31 protein-coding genes and 1 other RNA gene are annotated in these 25,384 nt (G+C 44.8%); 27 read left to right on the top strand and 5 right to left on the bottom strand.

Going from position 1 to position 25,384, the window contains the following annotated elements:
• Positions 1-47 precede the first annotated feature (47 nt).
• The gene (locus AC27N8_RS17155) at positions 48-788 is read right to left on the bottom strand and encodes a hypothetical protein (RefSeq protein WP_487068612.1); all 741 of its coding nucleotides are present in this window, start codon (positions 786-788) and stop codon (positions 48-50) included.
• Positions 789-1,123: 335 nt separating this feature from the next.
• Complete coding sequence (locus tag AC27N8_RS17150) at positions 1,124-1,726, bottom strand: hypothetical protein (protein ID WP_487068611.1); 603 nt, start codon at positions 1,724-1,726, stop codon at positions 1,124-1,126.
• Positions 1,727-1,852: 126 nt separating this feature from the next.
• On the opposite strand from AC27N8_RS17150, the gene AC27N8_RS17145 reads away from it, so the two are divergent.
• Positions 1,853-2,338, top strand: coding sequence for a hypothetical protein (locus tag AC27N8_RS17145; RefSeq protein WP_487068610.1), 486 nt, complete (start codon positions 1,853-1,855; stop codon positions 2,336-2,338).
• Between the two features lie 446 nt (positions 2,339-2,784).
• Here AC27N8_RS17145 and ispF read toward each other — a convergent pair whose 3' ends face one another.
• Both ispF and AC27N8_RS17135 read right to left on the bottom strand, forming a co-directional pair.
• Positions 2,785-3,864, bottom strand: coding sequence for a 2-C-methyl-D-erythritol 2,4-cyclodiphosphate synthase (gene ispF / locus AC27N8_RS17140; RefSeq protein ID WP_487068609.1), 1,080 nt, complete (start codon positions 3,862-3,864; stop codon positions 2,785-2,787).
• Positions 3,842-4,663 (bottom strand): GntR family transcriptional regulator, encoded by an 822-nt coding sequence (locus AC27N8_RS17135; protein WP_487068608.1) that lies wholly within the window; start codon positions 4,661-4,663, stop codon positions 3,842-3,844. Before AC27N8_RS17135 ends, ispF begins: the two co-directional genes overlap by 23 nt.
• Before the next feature lie 494 nt (positions 4,664-5,157).
• On the opposite strand from AC27N8_RS17135, the gene AC27N8_RS17130 reads away from it, so the two are divergent.
• The 23 genes from AC27N8_RS17130 to AC27N8_RS17020 all read left to right on the top strand — a co-directional run bounded on the left by AC27N8_RS17130 (position 5,158) and on the right by AC27N8_RS17020 (position 20,141).
• Entirely contained in the window at positions 5,158-5,484 is a 327-nt protein-coding gene (locus AC27N8_RS17130) for a hypothetical protein (RefSeq protein WP_487068607.1), read from the top strand.
• Positions 5,485-5,661: 177 nt separating this feature from the next.
• Complete coding sequence (locus tag AC27N8_RS17125) at positions 5,662-6,939, top strand: hypothetical protein (RefSeq protein WP_487068606.1); 1,278 nt, start codon at positions 5,662-5,664, stop codon at positions 6,937-6,939.
• 1 nt (position 6,940) lies between these two features.
• Complete coding sequence (locus tag AC27N8_RS17120) at positions 6,941-7,666, top strand: hypothetical protein (protein ID WP_487068605.1); 726 nt, start codon at positions 6,941-6,943, stop codon at positions 7,664-7,666.
• 26 nt (positions 7,667-7,692) lie between these two features.
• Positions 7,693-7,815 carry a hypothetical protein gene (locus AC27N8_RS17115; protein ID WP_487068604.1) on the top strand — a complete coding sequence of 41 codons (123 nt, stop codon included), beginning with the start codon at positions 7,693-7,695 and terminating at the stop codon, positions 7,813-7,815.
• 13 nt (positions 7,816-7,828) lie between these two features.
• Positions 7,829-8,050, top strand: a complete 222-nt coding sequence (locus tag AC27N8_RS17110) for a hypothetical protein (protein ID WP_487068603.1) — start codon at positions 7,829-7,831, stop codon at positions 8,048-8,050.
• A 25-nt stretch (positions 8,051-8,075) separates the two neighbouring features.
• Positions 8,076-8,282, top strand: a complete 207-nt coding sequence (locus tag AC27N8_RS17105) for a hypothetical protein (protein ID WP_487068602.1) — start codon at positions 8,076-8,078, stop codon at positions 8,280-8,282.
• Between the two features lie 174 nt (positions 8,283-8,456).
• Positions 8,457-9,095 carry a hypothetical protein gene (locus tag AC27N8_RS17100; protein WP_487068601.1) on the top strand — a complete coding sequence of 213 codons (639 nt, stop codon included), beginning with the start codon at positions 8,457-8,459 and terminating at the stop codon, positions 9,093-9,095.
• Between the two features lie 869 nt (positions 9,096-9,964).
• Complete coding sequence (locus AC27N8_RS17095) at positions 9,965-10,453, top strand: hypothetical protein (RefSeq protein WP_487068600.1); 489 nt, start codon at positions 9,965-9,967, stop codon at positions 10,451-10,453.
• Between the two features lie 84 nt (positions 10,454-10,537).
• Complete coding sequence (locus AC27N8_RS17090) at positions 10,538-11,074, top strand: DUF488 family protein (protein WP_487068599.1); 537 nt, start codon at positions 10,538-10,540, stop codon at positions 11,072-11,074.
• Positions 11,064-11,441, top strand: coding sequence for a single-stranded DNA-binding protein (locus AC27N8_RS17085; protein WP_487068598.1), 378 nt, complete (start codon positions 11,064-11,066; stop codon positions 11,439-11,441). The genes AC27N8_RS17090 and AC27N8_RS17085 overlap by 11 nt, the downstream gene beginning before the upstream one ends.
• Before the next feature lie 23 nt (positions 11,442-11,464).
• Positions 11,465-11,902: a hypothetical protein gene (locus AC27N8_RS17080; protein WP_487068597.1), complete on the top strand. Its 438-nt coding sequence runs from the start codon at positions 11,465-11,467 to the stop codon at positions 11,900-11,902.
• A gap of 93 nt (positions 11,903-11,995) precedes the next feature.
• Entirely contained in the window at positions 11,996-12,316 is a 321-nt protein-coding gene (locus AC27N8_RS17075) for a hypothetical protein (protein ID WP_487068596.1), read from the top strand.
• Between the two features lie 40 nt (positions 12,317-12,356).
• Positions 12,357-13,331, top strand: coding sequence for a TOTE conflict system archaeo-eukaryotic primase domain-containing protein (locus tag AC27N8_RS17070; protein ID WP_487068595.1), 975 nt, complete (start codon positions 12,357-12,359; stop codon positions 13,329-13,331).
• 12 nt (positions 13,332-13,343) lie between these two features.
• Positions 13,344-13,859 (top strand): hypothetical protein, encoded by a 516-nt coding sequence (locus AC27N8_RS17065; protein WP_487068594.1) that lies wholly within the window; start codon positions 13,344-13,346, stop codon positions 13,857-13,859.
• 107 nt (positions 13,860-13,966) lie between these two features.
• A complete protein-coding gene (locus AC27N8_RS17060; RefSeq protein ID WP_487068593.1) occupies positions 13,967-14,185 on the top strand; it encodes a hypothetical protein in 219 nt (72 codons plus the stop codon).
• 67 nt (positions 14,186-14,252) lie between these two features.
• On the top strand, positions 14,253-14,450 hold the full coding sequence (locus AC27N8_RS17055; protein WP_487068592.1) for a hypothetical protein: 198 nt from the start codon (positions 14,253-14,255) through the stop codon (positions 14,448-14,450).
• Between the two features lie 183 nt (positions 14,451-14,633).
• Positions 14,634-14,807: a hypothetical protein gene (locus tag AC27N8_RS17050; RefSeq protein ID WP_487068591.1), complete on the top strand. Its 174-nt coding sequence runs from the start codon at positions 14,634-14,636 to the stop codon at positions 14,805-14,807.
• Between the two features lie 54 nt (positions 14,808-14,861).
• A complete protein-coding gene (locus AC27N8_RS17045) occupies positions 14,862-15,332 on the top strand; it encodes a hypothetical protein (RefSeq protein ID WP_487068590.1) in 471 nt (156 codons plus the stop codon).
• Between the two features lie 108 nt (positions 15,333-15,440).
• On the top strand, positions 15,441-16,025 hold the full coding sequence (locus AC27N8_RS17040; protein WP_487068589.1) for a DNA N-6-adenine-methyltransferase: 585 nt from the start codon (positions 15,441-15,443) through the stop codon (positions 16,023-16,025).
• A 103-nt stretch (positions 16,026-16,128) separates the two neighbouring features.
• Positions 16,129-16,986 (top strand): adenine nucleotide alpha hydrolase family protein, encoded by an 858-nt coding sequence (locus tag AC27N8_RS17035; RefSeq protein WP_487068588.1) that lies wholly within the window; start codon positions 16,129-16,131, stop codon positions 16,984-16,986.
• 490 nt (positions 16,987-17,476) lie between these two features.
• Positions 17,477-18,676: a hypothetical protein gene (locus AC27N8_RS17030; RefSeq protein ID WP_487068587.1), complete on the top strand. Its 1,200-nt coding sequence runs from the start codon at positions 17,477-17,479 to the stop codon at positions 18,674-18,676.
• Between the two features lie 26 nt (positions 18,677-18,702).
• Complete coding sequence (locus AC27N8_RS17025; RefSeq protein WP_487068586.1) at positions 18,703-18,903, top strand: helix-turn-helix domain-containing protein; 201 nt, start codon at positions 18,703-18,705, stop codon at positions 18,901-18,903.
• Positions 18,900-20,141 (top strand): tyrosine-type recombinase/integrase, encoded by a 1,242-nt coding sequence (locus tag AC27N8_RS17020; protein ID WP_487068585.1) that lies wholly within the window; start codon positions 18,900-18,902, stop codon positions 20,139-20,141. The genes AC27N8_RS17025 and AC27N8_RS17020 overlap by 4 nt, the downstream gene beginning before the upstream one ends.
• A 124-nt stretch (positions 20,142-20,265) precedes the next feature.
• Here AC27N8_RS17020 and ssrA read toward each other — a convergent pair.
• Positions 20,266-20,636: a transfer-messenger RNA gene (gene ssrA, locus AC27N8_RS17015) on the bottom strand.
• A 291-nt stretch (positions 20,637-20,927) separates the two neighbouring features.
• On the opposite strand from ssrA, the gene AC27N8_RS17010 reads away from it, so the two are divergent.
• The 3 genes from AC27N8_RS17010 (at position 20,928) to AC27N8_RS17000 (ending at position 25,343) form a co-directional block, all read left to right on the top strand.
• Positions 20,928-21,701 carry a glycerophosphodiester phosphodiesterase gene (locus AC27N8_RS17010; protein WP_487068584.1) on the top strand — a complete coding sequence of 258 codons (774 nt, stop codon included), beginning with the start codon at positions 20,928-20,930 and terminating at the stop codon, positions 21,699-21,701.
• Positions 21,702-21,896: 195 nt separating this feature from the next.
• Entirely contained in the window at positions 21,897-22,973 is a 1,077-nt protein-coding gene (locus tag AC27N8_RS17005) for a glycosyltransferase family 2 protein (RefSeq protein WP_487068583.1), read from the top strand.
• An 81-nt stretch (positions 22,974-23,054) separates the two neighbouring features.
• A complete protein-coding gene (locus AC27N8_RS17000) occupies positions 23,055-25,343 on the top strand; it encodes a DUF2079 domain-containing protein (protein ID WP_487068582.1) in 2,289 nt (762 codons plus the stop codon).
• The last annotated feature ends 41 nt before the right edge of the window (positions 25,344-25,384 follow it).

Below are 25,384 nucleotides of genomic sequence, written 5' to 3'. Positions count from 1 at the left end.
TCTCAAGTAGATCTGAGAAGATCAGAGAATTTGAGCCATTAACCTTTTTAACGACTGGATGTGATATATGTTGCTACGATGCTTCCAATAATACCAATTATAAGAGCTATTAGTACGCTACCGATTATAAAATTTCTTACTTTAAAGCGTTGATCAATACTTTTTGTGTAATCTCCCCAATAAAAAATTTGAGAGGAGATAATAAAAAAATCAGACATGATTAGGTATATAATAAATGATAAAACAGCTATAATTGTTGAAATAGTAGCAAAGGTATAACCTGTTGGTGAATGATATGTGTTGGTTGCGAAGCCTATTAAGTTACCTAATGCTAAACAGAAAAAGAAAACACTAAGCGCGTTAATCCATGGAATGGAACCTATCCTGGGTGAAAATCTATAGATTGATTGAAGTCTTTCTTCTATCATTGAACAGGTAATATAAACCCAGTCTCTATCTTCTCCTTCTATCCGAAGCGTTATTGGATTGATTGAAGTTTTTTCGAATTCAATAAAAATATTGTGTTTACGAGTGTGACTTTGTACGTCATATTCTTCTTGAAATGCAATATCTAAATCTTTTATGAACCAATTTTTGCTGTTTTCCAACGAAAGAACCTTGTCAATAGATGGGTATTTATCCTCAGCTCCATTTTTAAACTTTACTTCAAATGAAGATGTAAAACTTTTCGTTTTTTTACTCATTTGTTGATTGATTATATCGCATATTCTTCTGAGTTCTTGCTCAGTAAGCATAAATTTTTTGTTATAATGCTTGGTCATCTTCATTTCTATTGGATTCCCTTAATGAAGTTTCATTGATGGTCAAGAGAGGCTTTATGACAAGTTATTATATCATAGATAAGCTTTAATTTAATCTGATTGATGGAGTTTTATGTTTGCTAAATTGTCGGGTTTAAGAGAGTTTTTTGAGTGTCGAAGGTCGGATTAGACAATAGATAGCTGAGACTGCTTCCTATTGTCTTTTTTGTGCTGGTGATCAATGTCTTACTTCCCTTGCTGATTGTCTTTTTCCGCTATTGTCCGTCTGGGTCGCTACATTTGTTGCTACACTGTAGCAACAAACTTTTACTATATTTCCTACCAATCAATATCACTCACTTCTATCCTGTTTGCCATGCTGCCAATATAAGGTAGGCATTATTATCTTTGATAACCATATCTTTATCTATGTATGTGGTGATTTTTTCTCCCCCTGGTGTAGTAGTTTCTATTGCTTTAATAGTGAAATTGACTTCTATGATGTCATCTGAAATTTGTTTTGTGCTTGTAAATGATAATCTATTTTGCTTTGTATCTTTATAGCCATAAACAAATGTGCTATAGCTTTCTCCTAAGCCATTATAGGCTAATTTATATGCTGCTTGATATTCCTTTTTGTTAATGTGGTCAAAAAATATACTTATTGTTGCCTTAGCTTGGTCACTAGGATTGGTGGCAGATTGAGCGTTAATAATCGATGGTATCAGGGTAGTGGCAGAAAAAATAAGAATTAAGGCGAATAAACTCCAGATTATAAGATCTGTGTTTTTTGATTTTTTCTCCGTATCTTGAGAACTCGAAGTTGTGTGCTGAACATATATGGGATAGTGGTTGTTGGTTGCCTTGTTTTGGAATGTTATGCCAATGAGCCCAAAAATTATACTGCTGAGAGTACCAATGTCTTGCAGGGAGAGATGTTGGATGAAGTAAGATATTTGTTCCACAAGAGAATCCCTTCTTATGCTTGGAAAAACTACTATCCGATAGTAGTATACATAATAATATGAGATAATATAAGCCTAAAATGTGTTTGCGTGATATAGTGAGGTAGTAAATATAGTGAGATAGACGTGTTGGTCAATATCTCTTTTGAAGGGTTAATGTGGAATCAAAAATATGTTATATTTGTGAAAGAGAAAGGAGCTTTGCTGGTGTCTACCTATGATGATCGATTAGCTTCACTAGAACGAAAAGTAGCTGCTCTAGAACTACGACGCCTGTATGATGAGAGCCTTGCCCAAGATAATACTCCTGCTGAGCAAGGGCACAGCTTGAAAGAGATCAATGAAAATATGGCGATCCTTCTTGGTGTTATGGGCAAGCAAGGGCAGAGTATCAAAGAGGTAAAAGAACAGTCTACTCTTTTAGGGCAAAATATGAGCCGTCATTTTGCAGATCTCGATCAAGGAATCTATAGCCATTTTGAATCCATTGATAAACGTTTTGAAGCCCAAGATAAGCGTTTTGATGCACAGGATAAAAAGTTTGAGATACAAGAAAGAAAGCTAGACCAGATCTTATTGCTTCTTACAACTAAATTAGATCAAGAAACATAAAGAAGGTGACTTGTGATTACACCACGAAAAGGTACTGGAACGGGACATCATATGTATATCACAAATGTTTCAAAAAATCTAAAGAATATGCCAACCTATAAACTACCTTCTAAAAAGCATTGTCAGACTTGTTATAAAAGAGAAAAGCTTATACGGCATCCCATTGGGCTATTTATTTGTATGTCTTGCAAGATGTCAATTAATGCTATGCTGAACAAGCAAGGCTTACAACCAGAGATGATATACAATCTTTCCATAGAGGAAAAGCAACATTGGATACAAGCTGTTGATAAACTTCATCTGTACCAGACAGATAGACATAAATAATTTAAATGTAGTTGCTTAGTCTTTTACTGTTAAGTTTTTTAAATTAGAACGCCTCTTATAGATCAGTGAAAAATGATACTCAAGGAGCACCTAAGCAATACTGTTTAGGTGCTCCTTTTTTATGGAATTAAGTTATGTTGGCGGAGAACATTCTCTACACGTTCTACACTGATCCTCAAAGATGGAGCGGCTTGATGCATTGCTTGATTGATAATAGATGTCTTTTGGTAACGAGAGAAGATATCCGCTAGTCGTTCTTCAATTGTGATCCTTTTACCCGTAGGTCCAGTTGTCATATCGCAATAGTTGAGCGCATCGGCTAGTAGTGATTGTTCTCGTGTAAATTGGCTTAATTCTGTATCTAGTCCTCTGAATGTTGCTTCATGTTCCGCTCCAGAATGATAGGCAACAAGGCACGCTAGCCGTTCTTGGTTATTCGATCGTACGTAGTGAGCACCATCTATAGGATGAAAACCAGTTTGTTTTAATGATGGAGCATAGCCAATATCATGGAGATAAGCAGCTGCTACAAGACATGCCTGGTCAGCTTCATTGAATATTTGGCTTACCCACCGTGCCTGATCAACAACACTTTGAACATGGAGCCAACGGTTGCCTAGTGAGGAAAGTAAAGATGTCGCTTGTTCTTTGGCCCAATCAATGTAGTTGCTATTCAGTTGAGTATTTTTTAGAACTGAGATAGTTGTATGTACTTCTATGCCTTGCTGTTCTCCAATAATACCTTTTCCTTCAAAGGTTTTTCCTTGAATACTAATGCGCTGTACACTAATCTCTAATTGTCTTGCTATTCTTTCCTTCATTTGCTGAAAGAAAGGTTTAAGTTTTGGTCTCTCTGCGAGAATGAGCACCTGGAGATTTACAATAGTGATATTGTGTGGAATTAATAGCTTTTCTTTTAATTCTCCAAGATAGTTGATAGATTGCGCATTTGTGATCCCGTCTTCATCATTAAACCAATCTGCAATATCCCCTTCTCCTAATGCTGCTAATATCGCATCAACTATTGCATGAGAGATAGGATCACCATCGCTACGTTTAACATGAAAACCTTTATCAAATGGAATTACTATCCCAGCCATCGTTAATGGAAAACCTTCGTAGAGGCTGTGAAAGTCAATTCCTGTCCCAATTCGTAGTTGCTCACTAAGTATTCGGTTAATTTGGCTGTTTTCTGACATTACCTTTTGCCTCCTTATTCCAGTCAAGAATGTCATACTCATATGTAAATTCGTAAAGGGCTGCAACTGCAATGATATGTGCCCATTCTATAGGTCTTCCGGTGTTTGCTAGTACTGTTCTATTAATGGCTACTATTGGTGCTGTTTGAGAAATATGTAAAAGTTGACGCTCACTTTGTGTCGCCAGACGCGCCAGTAACTTTTCATGAACATGTGTCGCTTTGAGATTGTGCTTCTCTTGGAGCCATTCGAATAGCGGTTTGTCCCCGATATTTGTTGTTAACAATTCACCAAATAAATCTGATGGATAGTAACTTTCGATAATTCGGTAAGGAAGATTATCTGCTGATTGTAGACGGTAACGCTTGAATACAAGTGTGTCATTCTGAACTTGAAGCTGTTTTGCTATTTCTGCATTTACTGCCACAAGAGATGGCTGTTCTAAAAATTGTACCTGCGGCCGGCGTCCCATTCTTTCCATGTCTCTAAGAAAAGAGCCTGACTTTTGTAGTTCACTAGCTGATATCGATAAGCTCTCATTGTTAAGTCGTATTTCTCTGCCTTTATCAACAGTTACTCGTTCTCGTGTACCTGCTATAAAGGTACCTTTACCAGAAGAGCGAGAAATAACCCCTTCGCTTTCTAAGATCTTAAGTGCTTGTCTCACCGTCTCACGGCTAGCTTTAAGCATCTCTGCAAGTTCCCTCTCTGAACCTATTTTTGTGCCCGCAGCAAGTTCTCCGTTCAAGATTTTTGATCGCAAATTATCTGCAATTGCTTCTGATTTTCCTAATTCCATTGTATTTTCTCCTTTTGGTCTAAATTGGTCTAGGCCAAAGGTTGACTTTCTCAAAATTTAATGGTATATATTGGTCTAGACCTAATAAATGGTCTAGACCGAAAGAGACCACTGATATTCAGTAGTTTACCACAAAATTTGGTCTTTAAATAGCGCATTAATAACAAAATAAGAGGCTCACTGAGCAGGCCAGGATGGCAGAGACGGGTAAGCCGTTCACCATGCGGACGCCTAAAGGTGAGATGAGGGTGAAAATCCCATAGGGTCTAAGTCCTTGGATTCGCTGAACCTTGCGAGAAAGGAGTGCTGATGAAGGAGCAAGGCGGACGGCGTGCCTTAGACCTGGAAAGGCTTGGGAAAGCTTTTCTATTTAAGATTGATGTGTGAAGTTTGATACTGCTAATTGCGTTTGTAGACTCGTATGCATGCGGAGTTAGCAGCAATGAACCTTCGCAATTGAGCTAAGGTCAATCATTTTTAGTAAGGAGAACTATATGGCAATTACCCTTTTAACCGATGCTGAATACAAGAACATCAACGACATCATTACGAAGCTGAAAGAATATGCGAACGACAAAGACGCCACTCCCCGCGCCGCTTCGCATTTCCGCACCATCATTAAAGCCCATTCAGACTTTATCGCCATTGAGGACGGAAAGCGTGCCTTGAACAAGTCGAAAAAAGAGTTGCGTGCGATTCAGGAACAAGAGCGCATTGAGCGCCAACAGGCACGCTTGCAAAAACTCCAAGAAAAAATCAAGGCGCAGCCGCCCAAAAACGCGTCCGCTTCTAACGCTGGTAAATCAGAGAAATCGGCTTAATTTTTACGCTCCAAATAGCGTGACAAAATGCGAGCAAAAATCAAAGGAGAATCGTGACAGTCTTCCAGCATATCGATGTCATGATCACTGGTTTTTACGCTCGCATTTTTACACTCCCATTACACTCCCATTACCTGATTTAACCACGGGAATTTTTGCAAAAGTAGGAGCAAAATTATGGGCATTTTCGAGAGTAAATTGAACCCGTTTAAGGGACGTCAGGGAGGTGCTGCATCCACTGGTGTCAAGACGAAAGGAGAGACGCTTTCAAAGAAAGAAGCAAATAATATCGTGAAGGACGTTCATGCGATGCTCAAGAACAATCCGAACTTGAGTGATGCTGAACTTATGAGGGTGTTAAATTGTCCCGATACCAATAATTATCAGGCAGCAGTGGCAACGGGACGACTGGCGTATGAGAAAGAGAAACTGCTTCACCCAGACAAGCCCAAGAGTAACAACGCTGCCCCACCGGGTGGAACACACAATGGACCGTCTGGTCTTGAGCGTATTGATAAGAACAGCGAACTGAACCTGGTCAATTATTCAGCAGATCAGTTAGTACAACATGTCGATCGTGAGCTCAATCGTGTGCAATTTGGCTGGTCATTCAACACAAAGGTCATGGAGAACTTTGGCGAGCTATGGGCCTTAGTTGGACCGGCTATCTTGTTGATTGGGACTATTGGCGAAGTATTCTTAGTGCTCTGGTTACGTCAAAAGGTGCAGGATACCATTGCAGGCTTGTCGATCGTTGCGGTTGCTATGGTCTTAGAAGGAACCTTCCTTGCGATATCGTATAAAGCAGCAACGATCCGGGGACGAGCAGAGCGGCGACCGGATGGCCCTACTGAGCTTGATAGGAAAAAGCTACAGCGTCAACGCTTCTTCTGGTTTGCCCTGGCAGCTGGTGTCTGTGTGACTCAGATTATCTTTGTGGCTGCACAGACAAAAGCTGATGGAATCGGTGAGGCGGGTGTCTGGATTTTTGCCATTGTGCGTGCCATTTTTACGTTGGTGGCAGATGGGTACACGGCCTTTGCGCATGAAGAAAAGCCAACGACGGCTGATCAGGCGTTGGAGGAACAACAGCAACGGACAAAGCAGGCAACAGCCTTACTCTCTCAGAAAAGAGTAGAGATCACATCGATCAACGATGGCATTCTCTCGGTTCGTGAAGCCCATACAGAAGCAGAGATGAAAGATGACAAAATGCAGACGCGCCTGACGATTGAAAAGATGCAAAACCAGGCTCAAATCGATGCGCTCAAAGCGCAACAAGAAATGGCAAATATGACCATTCTGATGATGACCTCAATGCAGAGAGCACTGATTGACCCGACGATGGGGGCTGAAAAACGTCAATCCGCCATTCAAGCCATGAACGCCATGGCTCAAGCGCAGTTACCACCCGAAAAATCAAAGGAGAGAACCGTAACGCAAGAGGATGTGTAGTATGCCAGAGCGCCCATATAGTCGATATACCCGTGGGAAGGCATGGGCAGCATTGTATAGCCAGCATATAAACGCTGGCTATGTGCTTATTCCACATAGTAGGACAAACAATAGCATTGCAGTGATCCGCCGTGAGCCAGCTGAAAAAGTACAGGAAATAACGCAGAAACTGTATGAGCATGCGGATCAATGCGATGCTTTTTACAATCAAGTTGAGGAAGATGAGTTCAACGATCCAGAAGTTGCGGACCTGCTTAAGCGCTCAAAACACGCTGTCGTACTGGCGCGTTCCTCGGATTACTACTATTACCATCTGGATGATAAAGAGGATATGGGTGTCTTTGGATTAGTGATATGTGGCCTTCATGATAGTTATCTCCAGTTACCTACGTGGGAATTGAGAAGCAACAAACGTTATGCTGCCAGGGAGACAAGTATAGATATTGCCTCACCTGTTTTTGAACATGCGCGTAAGACACAGGTAGGACATTCTATCTTGCTTGGAGCACTTCATAACGGTGATAAGATCGCAAAGGCGTTTCTAGAGGATCTCAAAAAGCGCCAAGAGCGTACATACTGGCGTATTCGTGCTGAAGTTGATGCTATGCAAGCAACCCAATATAGAGGTCGTCATCTGGCATTCATGACCGAAATTGAGCGGAAAGAAGCAGGAGCAAAGATTAGCCAAGGATTAAAGCGCTATTACGCCAATCGTCGATTATCGTAACAATTGTATCAGGAAGGAGTTTCATTGTGAGGTCATATCGAACTGGTCGCGATCTGAAGGGGCAATTTGCCCTCTTCTGTTTGCTTATCATAATAGTTGTTTTGCTTGTTGCCGTTGGGATTGTCTCCATGACGATCGCTCTAAAATAAAGGAGATCCACCTATGGAAAACATCAACTACCTCATCATCAGCTTTATCACGATGATCCACACCACCTATCAGCATTATCGTCCCTTTGGTTTTATGTCATACCTTCCACTGGTTCTCTTCGTGTGGGCGTTCCTTCTGATCCTGCTTTCGACATTCAATAAGCATCCAAGTCGCTTTGTCGGATACCTGCTTGGCCTGGTCTTTCTAACGACATTCGTGGTGATCGTTTTTTAGAGGTATCGAGCGAGGAGCACGCAAGATGAAACAGTCACGAACCGGGAAGCCCTTATGCTGTAAATGTCGCAAACTGGCAACACATACAGGCGGGCATCATCGCTCCTTTGATAAGCCGGCACATCTGTACTTCTGTACACCGCATGCAGAGGAGTGGCCGGAACACGATTGTAAATTGATCGTACCAGAAAAGATATTGGCGGCCACATCGGTTCAAACTGATAAAAAATGATGGCCCCTTATGAGAGCCACCAAATCCTCAATCATCGGTGCCTCGTTCATGTTTGGAGACCTGGCCGGGCATCGATGACCAATAACTACACAGGATATGGAGTATCGGGTGTAGCTGTGCTCATTATACCATAAAAAAGTTACGCCTGGACTCCTATGGAAAGGAGTTCATATCGTGGAAATGAAAGAGAAAGCCTCGACCTCTTCAAGCTCTGGCCTCGTGTGGATGGTTCTTTTGATTATTGTATGTGTTGTAGGGTATGGCACGTTGAATGCGACAAAGGCCCCACTTCACACGGTGCAGACATCTTCAATTCAAGCTACTCCACATGCTCAATCGACGGAGATACTGTCCATCTATGGGACACCAACGATTTCGGCAAGCCAGATCAACAAGATTCTGACGGCGTATCATTCCCCAGCAGCCGGGACGGGATCATATCTCTATACTTCTGCGTTGCAATATGGTATTGATCCTATTGTCCCTTTAGCCTTTTTTATGCACGAATCGACTTTAGGCACGCAGGGCGAAGCAACGGTCACGCTCGCTCTTGGAAATGAGCGATGTATTAACGATCGGCCGTGTGTTGATCAGTCACGAGGGGGCTATGCACAGTTCAACTCGTGGACTGACGGATATCAACACTGGTTCGATCTTATCACAGGCCCTCTCTATAAAGGTGCAGGCCTGACGACGATCCAACAAATTATCCCTCGCTACGCTCCAGCGGCTGATTCGAACGATGAACAAGCGTATATTGGTGCTCTACTGTATTCCGTGCATGCCTGGCGTTCTGGAAAGGTGGTGATTTGATGAAGCAGCTTCTTCTTACGAAACAGGGAGATGCATCTTCCTGCTTTCTCTGTCGAACGCCTGGTGAGCATGATCAGGTGAGGTTATGCCTCTTTCATTATCTGATCTTTATGCTTTGCATGTACTGTTTTTTGATCCGTACCCATCAGATAGGAAGGAGCTGGAAACGATGAGACGTGTGTGTTACTTCTTCCTGTGCTGGTCCTGCTGGTCCGCGCTCCAACGCATGATCTATTGTCCCTGGTGTTGGCAATCATGGCATGTGATGCGCTGGTATCCGTCTCATTGGTCTTCAACCATTTGTGTGCATCATGAGCACATGATGCGTGTTCAATCTGCGCGCAGACATGATCAGCGATTTCTCCCGGTTTAAATGAGAGAACGTCAACCAGATTGAAAGCCCTCATAGTCTCGCTACAAGGGCTTTTCTTCCCTTCATTCGTGCCAACTCATCGGGAGTTGGTAGGATTGAGCGAAAGGAAAAAAGACATGTCTTTGTTTGGAACCAAAAAGGAACATCATGCATCCTCTCCCACACGTCCAGGACGTCCGACGACACCACCCCCATTTCCGGCTGAAATTCCCTGTGCCATCTGTACGACACCGATAGGTTTTAGTGGTGGAGGAATGTGCGCGATCTGCCATCGGGACGTGTGCAGTCGTCATTCCACGTCTGTGATAACGACTGGTAGAGTGAATTTAGTGTGTACGGATTGTCATTAGCCATGTATACATACATGGCTTACTCTATTGTACCCAGGAAGTGGGTTCATGCGTTGGTATCCTGGTACATCCAATACATATAAGCTTGATAGATGGCGCTATGGACTGTTTGCCATCAGTTTTCTACCAATAAGGAGGGTCCCGCTATGGGGATGAGAGAAACGATACAGACTATTCTCGTCACGCTTGCCCGATCTGAAAATGCCATGACGCTTCAAGATTTTATACGATCTACCGGCCTATCTACCGAAGAATTATCGAGTGCGCTTGATACGTTGGTTGATGTTCGTATTCTTCGGACTGATAACTCGTATCATCATTCAGAAATAGGCGATATGATCTATACCTTTACTGATACGGAACAATCACAAGCAGCTTTTGAGACGGTCAAACCAACCAATGATACCAATGTGATCAATGAGGTGACAAAAGCTGCCCAACACTATTGGAGTACTGGCGATGAGACCGTGACGATTGATCGTGTGATCATTGCTGAGAGGCGTGAAGATGGAAACATCATCGTAAAAGTATCATGGTCAAGTGAACGTACAAAAGATCAACTCCGCGACGATATGGTGTATATCGTGTCTGAAAATGATGATCACACCCTTTCTGTCCATGGACCGGAATGGTAGAAAGGAGCTGGTACGTTCACACCTGGTTCCTTAGCTACCTTTGGCTATGCCTCAAAAGATGCGGAAGAAGAGTTACGCGGGGTGATGCTAGTCAATCCAGCTGCTTTGATTATTGATACCCGCTTGACGCCGTGGTGTGGCTGGTCAAAGGTGTGGCAACGTCCAACCTTATCGGCTTGCTGGTCAACGCGCTATATCTGGCGTGGTGACTGGCTGGGCAATGTCAATCACACCATGCGGTCAAAACCGATCCTGCTGGCGAATGAGCAGGAGGGGATACCCTGGCTTGTGCGTGGGGTTGAAAAGGGCTTTACCCTCATTTTGCTGTGTGGCTGTGCCGATCCTCGTACCTGTCATCGCAGCGTGATTTATACCAACGTGATCACCTTACTTGGTGATTGTTTTCCTCGCTTCTCGTTGGGTCAACGGGTGATGACACCTGATGGCCCTGGCGTCATTAATCCTCATATTCCGCTGTACATTCATCAGGCACGCAATCGCTACGCGGTGCTTTTAGACCTGATCAAACCGCAGCGGTACTATGATCCTTCTCAATTGAAACCCTATGATGTTCTGCAACGTGAGTTGCTACCCGAAAAGGAGATGTCCTATGCTTATTAATCAACTGACTGTGTGTGGCCGGCTTGGTCGTGATCCTGATATGAGCTATACCTCCAATGGTATCGCCTGTACAAAGTTTAGTATTGCCGTTGATCAAGGAAAAGAGAAGCCAACGATGTGGCTCAATATTGTGGGCTGGGATCGCCTGGCAGAGCGCATGAATGAAAAATTTCAGAAAGGCCATGAGGTCTATATCCAGGGTCGATTAGCCGTGCGTGAGTATGAAGATCGCAATGGACAGAAACGGCAAGCCATTGATGTGATTGCGACTTCCGCCCAACTCACCCAGCGGCCACAAGCGGCGGCTTCAACATCTGACGGTTCTGGTCTTGATGAACTTGGAGACCTTGATGATCATCCCTTCTAGCCTGTTGAAAGGATGCCATTTATATGGTTGCTCCTCGTCGCATTTCCCCTTCACCCTCTCGCTTTACTTCCTACGCATTGAACCTGATTGAAGGAACCTTTGTCTTTGATCGGGAACTTCAAACGGTGACGCTTCTCGTGCAAGAGCAGGGCATTCAAGAGCAGCAGCGTTTCACAGATCAAGAATTTTGCATTCTCAAGCTCATTTTTGATCTGTATCCTGACTATTGCCCTTTAGCGGATCTGCTTGCTTCACAGTCATCGCGGCCGCTCAATCAGTGCTATGAGGAAGTGCAACGAGGGCTGAACGAAGGATACATTGATGCTGTTATTCGACCCGTGCGCAATCTCTTGTCGCGTGCACGGGTCAAATTGCATCCGTTCGGCCTTGATGTCCGCTCGATCCAAGAAACCGGCTACATGCTGGTGTTGGATCGCCATGGATTTACGCAAAGATCATAAATAAATAGGGTTGGCCTCTGCTTATTGTTTCTGTGGTGAGCAGGTACAAGCCAACCCTATGTAGCGCATACAAAAGAGAAAGGACACATGGTGATGGCAAGACAGAACAAAAACGATGCACATCAATCAGGCGTTGCGGTGGGACAAGCCTTCATGCACATGACCGGGGGAGAAAAATACTTTAACCTACATGATTCAGAGTATTGCGAGGTCTCATTCTGGGGTGCGGATAGTTATAGTGGTGATCAATCAGCTCAAAGCGCATTCAGCGATGCTTTCACGGAAACGGTGAGGTCAGGGCGAGAAGCCCAGGGTATTGACCTCGTCTTCTACCATCCTCATGTGAAAGATGATCATGTTGATATGTTACCGCTAGAAAGCGATACACAATCCGTGTATGACCCTGGGTTTTGATGTCCACGGTGAATGTCGCACGTTTTTATGAGAGTTTCCAATGCGTATCATTTCTTCTCACCCTTCTCACTCGCTCCAGCTGCTTCAATATCGCCGCCTCTTTCGTGGTCGCCTGACAGATTTTGCCTTGCAATATCCCACGGGTCGCTATGCTCGGGTGGGTCGTGCTCTGACAGAGCAAGATATTGTTCGTCATGTGCGAGGAGAGCACACGATCGGTTCTTATGTGATCAATGAACAGGGGCTGTGCTGGTTTGCTGTGTATGATGCTGATTGTCTCGACGGCCTTGAAGCATTGATCAGCCTGCAAATATGTCTTGACTCTGATGGATATCCCTCCTACTTGGAAGCGTCCAGACGAGGCGGTCATTTGTGGCTGTTTTTTGCGCAGCCACTCCCAGCGTCTCAGGTCCGCGCCTGGTTCTTGCCCTACTGTCCAAAGGGTTTTGAATTTTATCCGAAACAGAGTGAGGGCGGTGGCTATGGATCGTTGATCCGCTTACCCTGTGGCGTTCATCAGATCACCGGCCGGCGCTATGCGTTTCAGGAAACAGATGGGCGGCTCTGTTGGCCTGTGGCGTCTACTGTGCGTGAGCACCTGGCATGGTTGGACGGGGTGCAGCGTATTCCTGTCCCACCTGAGCGCAAGCAGCCATGTACGCCCCAAAGAGAAAGCCGCCCACAAGACCAATCGTTAACCATCTCCCATCGAACAAACCTTTCTGATCACACGACTATTGACGCCTGGTGTGCCCAACAAGACCCCGTAGCACTCATTGGTTCCTATGTCTCACTGGATCAGCAAGGACATGGATGTTGTCCCTTTGGTGATCATCATACAGGGGGCTATGATCATCATCCCTCCTTCAAAGTCTATACGCCGCGTCGTGCTGGTGGCTGTTGTTGGTACTGCTACACCTGGGGACGCGGTGGCAATGTGTTTAATTTCCTTTGCTTCTGGTATCGCGTGGAGCCACGAGAGATGTGGCGACGCATTCAACAACATGAAATCTAAAGGAGAACATCAATGTCGAAACGTGAACAACTTCCTGATCACTACAATATGGTGATCGTCACGATCGATCGTCGTTTTTATCCTCTGCATCTGATGCGTGATAGCCATGGAGCGTACACGTATCTTTCTGGGTGTTGGTGGGAACATGCAGATACTTATGCATGTCCTCCGGCGATCGGGCCTCGCCACAGAACGGGGATCGTTTCTTTTTCGACGTATCAAGGTGCTATTGATTTTTGTCACCGTGACTACGAAGAGAGTGATATTCATGTGATGTGTCGTCGTCTAGCGACCGCATGTGAAGTGTATCCTGAGCGCAATGCGTGGTACATCGCTGAGATTGAAGCTCTTACAAACACAAAACTATGGGTGTGGAATTCCCGCTATGATGTGATGGTTTCTGTGTCACTGACAGATGGTACCTCTTATGCCATTGAACGAGAAAATATTGACGATGCACTGGTAGCGCTTTATGAATATCTCTGGACGGATGTTCATGACAAAGCGCTTCTGCCAGTTGCCATCTGATGGATGGTCGAAATGCCCTTGTAGCGATGCTATGAGGGCATGTTTCTTTCCTTCAGTTATGCCAATTCGGGTGAGTTGGCAGAATTGAGTGAAAGGATAAAACGATCATGATCGGAATTCTGTTGATCATTGGCTTCTGTTTGATTGATATGGCAATGTTGATGCCATCTGCCAAACGAAATGAAGCGATCTCACGTCAACGTATGAACCAGCAACATGGATGGGTGAATAACGCTGCATCGCCAGGAAGTGTCCTTTTCGTTTGTCTCCTTCTCCCTATTGAGGTAGCCGTGCTTGTGGTTGTGGTTCCCTACTTACCGTGGTAGGAAAATGTGTGATGACCTGCTGGTATGGTATTGATGTTCTCATTGTAGGTGAAAAGGAGTTCAAATCGTGTTTTCTCAGATGCTGCCCTGGCTGATTATTACATTGCTTATCGGTGTGATTGTCGGTTTGATTATTGGGACATATGTTGGCACTTCATTGCTTCATCGACACGAGAAAGTGTCACGGCCGCAACCACAACCGGTGGTGTATGAGCGAGCGCGAACGCGCTATCTGGATGATGATCATTATAGCAGAAGGCGCTGATGATCATCGTGAAAATTGCATGAACCTTTGTTGTTCTGGCTATGAGTTTTTTATCAGCCCTTCTCGTTTCAGAGAGGGCTTTCTTTTGGAGGTACCGTTATGGGATGGTTTGATAAACAAGAGAAACGAACTGAAGATTTCATAGATGCATCATCGCTCCATGGGAGAAGAGGAATGGACAAGATGAAGCGTCCAAGCGAGCGCGTGAAAAGAGCACAGAAAGATATTCAGGGTGAACATCTGGTCCCAATTGTATTAGATGGGGCTCCTGGCGTCGCACATAGTCGGGCACTCACGACTGGAGAGTCTGTATGGTGCGACATCTGCGGTGGCTTTTACCTTCCTCATCAACATTAATATCATCAGCCCTTGTAGCAGTTGCTATGAGGGCTTTTTTATGAAAGGCTCTCTATGGATGAACCTTATCGCCATCTTTCCCCTGAAGATATCCTTACCAACTTCTCTTCAATTCTCGTGATCAAAACCGGCCTGACCAAGATTCGCCCTTTCCTTCCAACTGACGCCCCTTTTCGCGATATTGAAGGACGGCTCCATGTCTATTCTCCTGATGAGTGCATCTGTCGGGGGCCAGAAGGTGAGCAATGGAGTAGTTCGCAAACGAGTGTCAAGCGTGATCGAATCGCCGTTGGCACTCTCCATGAAGATGGATGGGACTGGATACTCTATAGGCAACGCGATCCGCTTCCTGTGTCCTGTTTTGACATCCCTTTTCCGTTTGTGCTGCACCTCTCCACTACATGGCACAGCCAGCCCGACGGCGCGGTAGTGACTTGGAATTGTAAGCGAGGCAGTGACTTATGTATGCGCCTGGTGAAACGAAGCGTGTTTCAGCAGACCTATACACGTGCGCCGGCGCAATAACGTTATAATCAGCCCTTGCAGCAGCTGCTATGAGGGCCTTTCTTTCCTTCAGTTATGCCAATTTATTGGGAGTTGGCAGAATTGAGTGAAAGGAGATGATACGAGACCTTGAATGTAAAGTATGTAGGTGATTCCCCCTTTGCTCACTTACAGAGTAAAAGCTTTGAATGGTATACCCCAGCTAGATATGTGAACGCTGCACGTGCACTTATGGGAGCGATTGATGTAGATCCAGCTTCAAGTGCTCTTGCCAATACTGTGATCCAGGCAGTAACTTATTATGATGAAGAGACTAATGGATTAGACAAACCCTGGAGCGGTCGTGTCTGGTTAAATCCTCCATATTGTCGGACAGCTCACGTGAGCAATCAGGAGATATGGACGTGTCGCCTCATTGCACAGTATGAAGCAGGGATCACAACGCAAGCGGTGTTACTGGTAAATGCCTCAACAGATACCGGATGGTTTCAGCGCTTGTGGAAGTATCCCATCTGCTTTACGAACCACCGCATCAACTTCTGGAGCGTCAATGATCAACAAGGTGGGCCAACACATGGGAGTGCTCTGGTCTACTTGGGTCCTTATACTGAGAGGTTTGCATCTCTTTTCAGTCGCTTTGGTGCTGTTGTTCATTGTGTCTCTACATCTGAGCCTACTTTGTGGGATGATGCGCTCCAGCAATGTGAAGCGTGATAGGTACAACTGAATAATTTTACTCTCATTGGAGAGTCTTTACATGTAGAACTAAGGCCCTTAGAGCGTTCTGCTGTAAGGGCTTTTTTTATGGAGAAAATTCGTGGCAACACAAGTTATTCAATCTGATCTTTTTACGGGAGAAGAAAAGATCGTATCCGTCGCAGCGAAAAGAAAATGTGTGGCATCTATTCATACGACCCATCAGATCATCACATGGTCGTATGGTGGAGGAACACAAACGATAGCAATAGCTATTCTGATTGCAAAAGGGCTGCTTCCAAAGCCTGATCTGATCGTGATGGCAGATACGGGAGATGAAGCAACCGAAACATGGGAATATACCAAGCTGTACGTTGAGCCTCTGCTAGCCTCTCTTGGTCTGACGCTAGAAATTGCTCCTCACTCTCTTTCAACCGTTGGTCTCTATGGACATAATGGAGATTTATTGTTACCAGTCTTTACACAAACGGGAAAAATGCCCACGTATTGTTCGAGCGAATGGAAAAAGCTTGTTTTTCGTCGCTATCTTCGGTCGAAAGGAATTAAAGAATGTGTCACCTGGTTAGGAATGTCTGCCGATGAAGTCGAGAGGATAAAACCAAGTGATGTTCAATGGCAACAATACGCCTGGCCTCTGGCTTTTGATATCCCTATGACGCGTACTGAGTGCCGTCAATTGATTCTGAACTATGGATGGCCTGATCCACCAAAATCATGTTGTTGGGATTGTCCACATCGGCTCAATCCTCAATGGTTGCGCCTTAAGAAACAGTATCCTCAAGATTTTGCAAAGGCTGTCCAGAGAGATAAAGAGATACGAGAGCAAGATCCACTTCATTCGGTTTATCTGCATTTTAGTCGAAAGCCTCTGGATGAAGTTGATTTGACTGAACCAGATCAGCCAACACTTTTTGGTGATGAAAATGGGGGATGCCAGTCTGGTTATTGCATGGTGTAAATTGAAGTAGCCCTTCTAGCATTTGCTAGAGGGCTTTTTGTTTGAAGGAAGAATGTATGAATTATTCGGTTCGTGAGTTACTTCTGTTTGCTCTTCTGTGGTTTGGGTTAGGTGTTATGTGTTGCTGGCTTGTGCTTGACGTTGTTTTTCATTTTCATGGCTAAAAGTTCAGGGGCGCGGACTAGTAACACGCGCCCCTCTACGTACAGAGAGAGTATCTCTAGAGTGGCTTCTCATGGGTGTTTACTCGCACATTTTTGAAAGTGCCTTGTCGTGTGTTTTTGAAGGAGGTGTCTTGTCGAGCCTGATCTTTTTGCCGTAGTATCACGCTTGGTTGCGACGATGGGACGTATTGTTATTCTTGCTCGTCTTCGCAAACAAACGGATAGCGTTGAACTAGTCTACCATGTGCTTGATCTGATCTGTCATCTTTTCGACGCGATAGAAAAATCGTTACAGGATCATGAAATGTAGGAAGGATACTTGTAGTATGGCTTCTAATGTGTCTGTATTGCTCTTTGGAGTAGATACGTTAATTGTGAATGTCAAGGTGTCTCATCGTCCTCCAAAGCCAGATGAAAACACTCAAGAGGATGTCTCTGAAGTGTGTTTAACAGAGGAGCTAGATGCATTGTTGAATGCTTGGATGGAGGCGGCAAAGAACCAAGAGAAGCCGTATAAAACGGCATGGAAACATGAGGATGCGACATTGATGATGCATCCCAGAGGGACACAAACCCATCGCTATTTGCTAAAGAATGGCCTTATCGATCTGATGATTGGTCCTTTTCTGCAAAATAGCGGCCTGGCGCGGGTCAAGTTTTCGAGTGAATATCTGTGGAAGTATGGAGCAGCTGCTGCACTGGTGAAGACACATCAGTTTCTTTGGGAGCTGTTTCAAGGTGATTTTCTTCTCCAGTGTTCAGAAATCCATGTGTGTGCAGACGTAGCAGATTTTGTGATCCCTCGCAATTATGAGCAATTGTTTGTGTCACGTGCTTCTACCTATCGCCCGATTAAAACATCGGCGTTGGATCGTCCGGTTTATCGCTATCATCGTTTAGAAACGTTGCAATTTAGTGGTCATGGCAATCCGATCAGTGCCGCTATCTATAATAAGCTGGCTGAGATAGAACAGAAATCGCAGGAAAAGCGCTGGTTTTATGATCTGTGGAAGCGGCAAGGATGGGATGGAGAAGCTCCTGTTTGGCGTATTGAATGCAGAATAAAGCGGCCGGCACTGCATGAGATGGATATTGAAGATACCTACGATGCACTAGACAAAGTCCCAGCCCTGTGGTCGTTTTGTGTTGGTCATGCTGGTCAAAGAGACGGATGGGTTCGTATGGTGCAAGTGAATACACGCGACTCGAACCGGCGTCGATGGAAAACAGCGAGCTCGTGGGAAGTCGTCCAAAAAGCGTTTGAGAAGATGCTGGAGCGCATTGATGATCTCGCTGATATCCAGAGAGAGCGAAAGCGCCAGATCAACCTTGATCGAGCAGAGAAAGCCATTGCTGGGTATACCACGACATACGGCGCATGGTTACAGGATGAAGTCCAGTCTGATGATGATGCCTCTATCGTGCTGCAACGTCTCTATGAGAAAATGTTGCGGATCTGGGAGGATAAAGGTGAGGATTTTCATTCGATGCGGATAAAAAAACAGTTTGATTATCACATTTTATAATCTTCTATAGTAAAGGACGGTGATTTATGGGAAGAAAGAAAGTTCCTTCGACGGCTCAACCGCTACTGCTTACAGTTCCTGATGTAGCAATTGCTTTAGGTGTATGTGTAGCCACTGTGTACAATCTTATGTACCGTGAAGGGCTACCTTCTGTGAAGATTGCAGGGATGAGGCGTGTATATCCAGAATCGTTACATGCTTGGATTAAGCAGCATGAAGAAATATGAAACCATCTACAACTGAACTAAGCCTTGCCGTTATTTCCAAAAATGGCAAGGCTTTTTTATTAAGGAGTTACAGCAATATGCCAAGATCAAAGGGAAGACGAGCTAAAGGTGATGGGTCAGTTTTTCAACGTAAGGATGGCAGATGGGTTATGCAGGTGTGGTTAGGGGATAAATATAAACAGACATATGTGAAATCGCAAAAAGAAGGCCTTGAGAAATTAAGGAAAGCTCAACGTGAGATAGAGCAAGGAAATTTTGCAACTGGACCTCAACAGACATTAAAAGAGTATTTAGAGTATTGGATAGAAGAGGTTCACAAGCCACTGATCCGCTTAAGCAGCTATGTGAAGTATCGTAAAATTATCAATTCTTATATCATTCCTGCTTTAGGAGGGATAAAACTACAAAAACTCACACCTCAACATGTTTTGTCACTCTATCGCCAGAAAGAAAAAGATGGATTGAAACCTAAGACAATCAATTCTATTCATGGTGTATTGCACGTAGCTCTGAAGAATGCAGTTCTTTGGAATCTCGTTTCTTATAATGTTTGTGATAAAGTTTCGGGACCACGCGTAGCTAAAAAGGAGATTAATCCCTTGACGATGGAACAAGCGCAAAATCTCTTGAAAGTTGTTCGGGGACATCGACTAGAAGCCTTACTAACAGTCGCATTAACTACTGCTATGCGTCGTGGTGAACTACTTGCTTTACGCTGGTCAGATGTTGATTTAGAGAATGGGTCGCTCCAGGTGAAAAGAACTGTAGACTATATTCCTCATTATGGGTATGTGGAGGGAGAGCCAAAAACAAAGGCCGGCCAGCGTATGATACTGTTACCTTCATTCGTCGTCGATCTTTTAAGACAGCATCGTCTTCAGCAATTAGAGATGCGTTTAAAAGTTGGCAGTGACTGGCAAGATAAGGATCTTCTTTTTACTGGCTTAAAGGGCGGTTACTTTAATCCTCGGTACATGCCAAAGCTCTTTGATAAAGTGCTCGTGGAAGCTGGTCTACCGCATATGAAGTTTCATAACTTAAGGCACAGCGCCGCAACCCTTCTTTTGAGTATGGGGGTATCTGCTAAAATGGTGCAAGAGATACTAGGGCATAGTGATATTAGTATGACGCTAGGCGTTTATGGGCATGTTCTGCCAGCTATGCATAAAGAGGCCATGGGTAAATGGGATGAGAAATTAAGTCCTCATGACCAGGACGATGGTACAAAGTCTAGCTGATTTTTGAACTGTCTTAAAACTGTCAAAATGGCGATAAACTGTAAATAAACTGTCAATCAGGGTAGAATGTAGCAACGACTACAAAACAAAGCCGCTTGTGAAGCGGTTTCACAAGCGGCTTGAGTGGTGGAGATGGGGGAGAGTTGAACTCCCCGTCCAAACGTCCCTACCGAGGAATGTACTACAGGTTTATTCGATGATTTTCTTAGGCACTCTGGACTCCCACCGACAAGATTCCTGAGTGTTGGCCCTCTGGTCTTTGATGACGATTAGAAGACGGTCCTCGTCACCGCACCGCGTGTTTATTGTGCCTGTACCCGACCCCACGAAGAAAGGTCGGACAGACATCGCGTCACTACTTCTTAGGCAGCGAGAGCGAGTTGTGGTTCAGTTGTTTTGGCAACTAATTTTTTGTCGGTTGATTAACGAGATTGCATACCGACACCTCGACCTGCAATTCTCCGATCTGACCGCCTGTCGAAACCCGACATCCCCAGATGAAGATCCTCACCAGAGTGGAATTGGATACCTTTGAGCATCGCGTTCTAAACTGATGATACGGAGTAATTGTACCACAATGGTTGACAAATAGCAACGTTATTTGCGCTGGAATACATACTAAATGATCCTTATGGAGGTAATAACTGGACGCCTTACGCTCTATACATCGTATCAGAGCCTTTTGGATGGCGTAAGTTGCCACGGGCGAAGAGTCTTTGTATAATGGTCGTCGTGAGCAATTACTTTGATGCCCTGGTCAGTAGATAATTTAAGGTGGAATGATTTATGGTTTCGTCGCAGAGTTCTCTGCTGCGTATCGCGCATCGGGGAGGATCGCATCTTGCTCCTGAGAACACGCTGGCCGCATTTCGTAATGCGTTAACGATGCCGGTGGATATGCTTGAGCTGGATGTGCAGATGAGTCGCGATGGCCACGCGATTGTTTTTCATGATGCTCTTGTCGAGCGTGTAACGAATGGCGAGGGGAATGTGCTCGATCTTGACTTTGCCTATCTGCGTTCGTTGGATGCTGCGAAGCATTTTCCCGGAGGATGGCCTCAACCTGAGCAGATTCCTACGCTGCAAGAGGTTTTGACACTGGCTCGCAATCGGGTACGTGTGTGTATTGAACTTAAATTGAGCGAGCGCGATGGTGCATATGGACGGTATCCCAATATGGTCGAGTCGGTGATACGCGATCTGCGAGCGACCAGGATGCTTGATCGGGTGCTGGTGATTTCTTTTGACTGGGTGGCGCTGACGAAGATACGACGCTTGGAGCCTTCGTTGATAACGGGTGCTCTGGTTTCGCGCGAGCTCTGGTCTCCCGAAGAGGATCCGCAGCTGGAAAAGCTGTGTAAGCAGGTGACGCGTATGGGTTGTAATTGGATCGATATGGATCGTGAACTTTTTACTCCTGAACGGCTTGCGATCATTCATCGCAACGGTTTTAAGTTAGGACTCTGGACGGTCGATGATCTTGAGGAGCTGCGTCTTTTTCATAATCTTGGAGTAGATGCTCTGACTACTGATCGCCCTGATCTTTTTGCTCAACTGTAATGTGTTGCTGGCAGCGCTGTATACTGCTTGCCAGGCAGATGCTTTTCTCTGAGGTGTTCTTCCTGAGGAGAACGATTTTCTTCTGTTAAGAAAGTGATACCTGGCTGAATATGGCATCACTTGAATAGTACGCGTTTCTATCAGTAGAAAGCATTGGTACCATATCCTGTAGTTCGTACTTGAGGGTATGCTATAATGACCCCCGAATACCAGCCAGAAGGCGCTGGATATATGATTGTGAGCGGAGAGTCTGAGATTATGCAACAATCTGACATTGCAATAAAAGATCACTCATCTGAGGTAACTACTCCTGAGTCGTTACCTAAACACGTTGACATAACGATCGTCATTCCTTTGATGAATGAGCAGGAGAGCATCGGCATTCTTTTCGAAAGAGTGAAAGCTCAACTTGAACAGCTTAGTAAGACATATGAAATCGTTTTTGTAGACGATGGTAGCACTGATAAGACCTTTGAGGTTTTACAACGTTTATACGACGAAAATCCTGGCGTGGTTCGTGTGGTGCGTTTCCGCCGAAATTTTGGCAAGACTCCGGCTCTGGTGGCTGGCTTCGATCGTGCGAGTGGCGATATTGTCTTTACGATGGATGGCGATTTGCAAGATGATCCGCAGGAAATCCCTCGTTATCTTGAGAAATTAGATGAGGGCTATGATCTGGTCACTGGCTGGAAGTTTCCCCGCCTTGATCCTCTCTCCAAGACGGCTCCATCGCGCCTGTTCAATGCCACGGTCAGTAAAGTGACTGGCGTCCATCTGCACGATATTAACTGCGGTTTTAAAGCCTATCGTCGCGAGGTGATTGAAGATCCACAACTGAAGCTCTATGGTGACTTCCATCGCTTTATTCCTGTGATTGCACAGGCTCGTGGCTTTCGTATCGCCGAGATCAAAGTGACTCATCATCCTCGTCAGTTTGGTGTTTCCAAATTTGGAGCGAAACGTCTGGCACAAGGTTTCATCGATTTATTGAATATCTTGTTTTTAACCACGTATCTGCGTCAGCCTTTACGCCTCTTTGCCACTTTGGGCTTCTGGTCCTTTGTAATTGGTTTCCTGGTTGATCTATTTACCGTACTACGTAGCTATTTCTGGATTCATGAGCCAATTCACCAGCAGCCGATGCTCTTTGTTGGTATTCTGTTGATGATCTTTGGTGTACAATTTTTCGTGGCAGGTCTCCAAAGTGAGATGATTCGTCACTATGCTTTCCAACATGGTGAAGAGTTTAATATCAAGCAGGAACTTCTTTGATGCAGTACATGCATCAAAGAAGGGTCGATCAGGCGATTGTTTTGATCAAGATATCCTTCGGAAACAAAAAAGGTGTAGTGCGTGACTAAAGAAATCTGGCACAAACGCTTTTTGTATGCTCGGGATCGTTTATGTTTTTATCCAGCTCCTGAACCTCTACGGCGTACCCGGCAATTCTGGATCGTCATGGGACTTGTTTCGGCCGCTGTGCTTTGTTTTTGCGCTTTTTATATTTCTTATATGTGTGCCAGACAGACTGCTTTCCAGACGAATGCTGAAGATTTTGGGATTATGGATCAGGCTGTCTGGAATACGATCCATGGCAACATCCTCCATGAGACAATCTGTAATATCGTTAGTGATACAAATTGTGTACCTACTGCTGGTCCTGCCGGCTACATGCGCTTTGCGATCCATTTTGAGCCAATCTTGTTTCCGATATCACTGTTTTATTTTATCTGGTCCGATCCGCGTATCTTGCTTGTGATACAGACAATTGTCGTGGCTCTTGGAGCTTATCCAGCCTTCTGGTTAGCACGTCTGCGTTTGCGCAATGAGTGGTGGGCGGGTGCATTTGCTTTGCTCTATCTGATTTATCCGGCGCAATTGCAAGCAACGACCTATGACTTTCATGCGGTCACATTGACAGCTGCTTTACTGCTCTTTACGTTCTACTTTATGTATACGCGTCAAACGCTCTGGTTCTTTGTCTTTGCTATTCTATCGATGGCCTGTAAGGAGAGCATTCCGCTGGATGTGGCGGCGATTGGTTTATGGTCAATTGTTTTTCAAAGGCGTTGGAAGAGTGGAGCAGCGTTGGTTCTGCTGGCAGGTGTATGGTTTATTGTGGCGACGAAAGTGATCATGCCTCATTTTAGCCCTACCGGTCATGCCTTGCTGAGCTCTCGCTATAGTGGCACTGGTGGTGTGGGAGGGATTGCTAAAAATTTATTGGTGCATCCCATCACATTTTTACGCACTTACGTTTTTGAATCTGCTCATCTGGCCTATATCCATTCTTTGCTCGCGCCGGCTGGATATATTCCGAAGCCTCATGGAGGCGGAATTTTTTATCTGCCTTTGCTGGCACCGTGGATATTGATTATGGCGGTGCCCACGATGGCTGTCAATTTGTTAAGCTCAAATGCTCAACAATACACAGGGCTTTTTCAATACAATGCAAATATTGTGCCCGTAATCATCTTCTCAACCATTGAAGCGTTTGTGGTCGTACGATGGTTGTTGAGAGTCGGAGCAGCAGCTCTGGCTCGACGGCAAACAGCAAAGGTTGAGTTGAGTGCACATTCAACTTCGGCGGCCCCGATGGATGGTAGTCCCTCGGGATGGCGGCGTATGCTTCCTACAGTATTGATAAGTTTATTATTGGTTGGCGTCATAGGGAGTGCTCTGCGTACGGATTATTATTTTCATGGACAACTGCCATTTTCAATTGGTTTCCAGTGGCCGCAAAGCTCAGCTCATACTGCTCTTGCACAGCATTTTATTGATATGATTCCCTCAGATGCTTCGGTCTCGGCGCAGACGAAACTGGTTCCACATCTGAGTCATCGTAAAAGTATCTATATGTTTCCTTATGATGATATGCAAGCTGATTATGTGTTTTTAGATGTTACAGGTGATATTTATCCCTATACTGAGTTGCAGCCGTATACCCGTGAAGCGAAGCAAGTGTTAGCCAGCGGTCAATATGGTGTTGTCGCTGCTCAGGATGGATATTTACTGTTGAAACGTGGCTTACCAGCGCCGTATATGTTATCTACGCCGGACACCACGATCCATACAGGTCAAACGTTTGATCCTGCGTCACTTTTATTCGATCTACCAACTAATTTTTGTTCAAATATATATGTCTCTCAGGGGCAGGTGACGAATCCGCTTCAGGTTGATTTTAAGCAGGCGGATGGCAATAAGCTTCATCTGTTAGGATTTGCTGTGGGAGCTAGTAGTCCATTTAGTCGTACCAATGGCTATGGCACGCTGACGACGTATTGGCGTGTTGATAGTGCTATAAAGACGCCTATCCAATTGCTTGCCTTTATGCAGGGGAGTGATGGGCGCGAATATCAGATAAATGCGGAAATGCCAGATCTCTCATGGTGTCCTGCACAGACATGGCAACCAAGTGCTATCCTACGCTTGACGAGTCGCACGTTTAATCTTAAGCAAAGTAGCATTCCAAATGGGCTAGCACAGATGTCCATTGCTGTTTTGCCACAGGAGCAGTCATCGAGTACAATGATGAATATGCAAGCTCGATTGATGTTGCAGATTTTGCATGCACCGGATACAGTTACTGCCAGCAAGAATACCAATGCATTGCAGCTGATGCCACTGACCATTGTTAACTAATATATATTGAGCGGCATCACTAGTTCTCTATGGCATGGCCG

This window comes from Dictyobacter sp. Z7_2, from assembly GCF_057551105.1.
Note: the sequence above shows the minus strand (reverse complement) of the source record. Positions and strands in the feature narration are given on the sequence as shown.